Here is a 2700-nt window from a genome sequence, read left to right as displayed (position 1 = left end):
GCATGGCTCGCGATGTCGCCGAGGCCGATGCCGAGGCCATCCGCAATGCCCGTGACGCCGTGCAGGCCGCAGTGAAGGCCGAGCGCGCGGAATCGCAGGATGGGGCCGAGCCCGCTGGATCAGGAGCGAAAGCCGAGCGGAACGGACAGAGCGATGTCGACCGGGCGAAGGCTCATCTCGACGAGCTCCTCGCCGCGCGCCGTGCGCTCGACGCCATCCGGGTCGACCTCCTCGCCGACATGCTCCTCACAGCGGCTCCCGACGCGCACACCGGAACGACAGCGACCGGACTCGGCGCGATCCAGGCGCACGTGCAGGTGACCATCCCGGTGCTCACGCTCCTCGACTCTCCGGCCGACGACCCGTTCGAAGCCGTCACGCTCGCCGGACACGGTCCGATCGACCCGGATACGGCCAGGGAACTCGCACGAAACGCTCCCGGATGGGACCGGATTCTCACACATCCCATCTCCGGCGAAGTGCTCGGGGTCGACCGCTACCAAGCGTCCAGTCAGATGCGCCGCACCCTCGACGTTCGAGATCAGCACTGTCGATTCCCCGGGTGTCGACTGCCTGCCGCGGTCTGCGACCTCGACCATACGCTGGACTGGCAATTCGGAGGCATGACCACCATGTCGAATCTCAGTCATCTGAGGCTGTCGCATCACACCCTGAAACATCAGACGCCATGGACGGTCGTGCAGAAGCCGGGCGGCGTTCTGGAATGGACGAGCCCCACCGGACGCGTCTACCCCGACCACCCGGTGTCCAGCGTGCAGTTCGTCACCGACGCCGAGTTCGATCCGGCGCCGTTCTGACCCGCCGAAGCGGTCCCCCTTCGGGAAAATTCGGGAAAGATAACGCTTTCCTTGACCTTGGCTTCGCGTGGCGTGACAATGGACCAACCGCGTCAGCAAACGCTTTCCCGTATTTGCGGCGTGGGGAGGAGCACCGACGCTCCTCCGGAAGTCACCGTTTCGAAGGAGATTCAGTGCCCGATCAACGTCGCCCCAGACGACTGAGAACAACCATCGCCGCCGTCGTCGGAGGCGCGATCGTCGCCTCCGGCGCCCTCGCGGCTTCCCCCGCATCCGCCGCCGACGAGATCGACCTGCGCTTCGACTTCGGCGGGTCATCCTCCCCCACTCCGGAGGGGTGGATCGCGATCCACCCGGGCTCGGCATACGACCCTGACGCGGGTTACGGCTTCACCGCGGCTCCGGGAGCGTTCCGCGACCGCGGCGGCGACGACCTGGTCGCGCGCGACTTCACCATCGGAGACGGTTCGGCCTTCGCCGTCGACGTTCCCAACGGCACCTACGAAGTCACGACGTGGGCGGGCGACCTCATCGCCGGCAACCGCACCAGCTTCGATATCGAGGGCACGGCATTCTCGGGTCCGCGCACCTCGAGCGGTGACGTGCACGAGGAGTTCTTCCCCGCGGTCGAGGTCTCCGACGGACAGCTGAACATCTCCGCCTCCGGCGATGCGCGCATCAACGGCATCACCGTGCAGACTCCGCTCGCCGCTCCCTCGACCCTCGCCTCGTCGGTCGACGCCGACGAGTTGAATGTCGCCCTCGGTTGGCAGCCCGTCGAGGGCGCCACCGGCTACACCCTCTATCGCTCGGCACCCGGCGGCGACCTGAACGAGATCGGCACGGTCAGCGCCCCGGCCGAGCCCGCGGAATCGCCGACATTCGTCGACTCCGACGTCGAGCTCGGTGAGACCTACGACTACGCCGTCGCCACGGTCAAGGGCGAGCGCATCTCGCGCCCCGGCGAGCGCCTCGCCGTGTCGGTGATCGACGAGTCCGTCGCACCGCCCGCCGCACCAACCGGGCTGACGACCGAATCCATCGACCGCAACCATGTCACGCTCACGTGGGATGCCGCCGACGACGTCGCGCTTTACAAGGTGTTCCGCTCGACGCGCGACGACATCCCCTTCGAAGAGATCGGTCAGGTCTCGGAGGCCACCTACACCGACGACGACGTGCTGACCACCCGGCCATACCTCTACAAGGTCGTCGCACTGAACGCCGGTGGCGCCTCGGAGGAGTCGGAGGTGCTCTCGACCGAGATCGCCACGACACTCGTGCGCGACGTCGAGTACCTCGACCGCTCCCCCGTCGCCGTGTCCACCGACGACGGCGTCTACCTCGGCTGGCGCCTGCTCGGCCTCGACGATCGCGCGATGGGCTTCGACGTCTACCGCGACGGCGCGAAGATCACGGATGCGCCCCTCACCAACACGACGAACTTCGTCGATGTCGAGGGCACGGCCGACTCGACCTACCTCGTCACGACCCAGGTCGACGACCGCGAGGTCTCGGTCACCGACAAGTTCGGCGTCTGGGCATCGGACTACCTCGACGTCCCGCTCGACAAGCCGGCCGACCAGACCATGCCCGACGGCAGCACTGCCACGTACGCGCCGGGCGACGGCACCGTGGGCGACGTCGACGGAGACGGCGAGTACGAGCTGATCTTCCTGTGGAACCCGTCGAACGCGCAGGACAACTCGCGACCGGGATACACCGGCAACGTCTATATCGAGGCGGTCGAGTTCGACGGCACGAGCCTGTGGCGCATCGACCTCGGGCGCAACATCCGCGCTGGCGCGCACTACACGCAGCTCGAGGTCTTCGACTACGACAGCGACGGACGAGCGGAAGTCGCCGTGAAGACGGCCGACGG

The 2700-nt window shown here is 67.4% G+C and carries 2 protein-coding genes; both read left to right on the top strand.

Translation table 11 applies throughout. The features are described from left to right. Positions 1-818, top strand: an 818-nt coding sequence (locus B4E30_RS01995; protein WP_286793268.1) for an HNH endonuclease signature motif containing protein, incomplete at its 5' end; no start/stop codon positions are given. 173 nt (positions 819-991) lie between these two features. Beyond that, positions 992-2700: fibronectin type III domain-containing protein (locus B4E30_RS01990; RefSeq protein WP_414683178.1), on the top strand; the 1709-nt coding region annotated here is incomplete at its 3' end.

Source organism: Microbacterium sp. UBA3394 (genome assembly GCF_002358725.1).
Classification (GTDB): domain Bacteria; phylum Actinomycetota; class Actinomycetes; order Actinomycetales; family Microbacteriaceae; genus Microbacterium; species Microbacterium luteum.
Note: the sequence above shows the minus strand (reverse complement) of the source record. Positions and strands in the feature narration are given on the sequence as shown.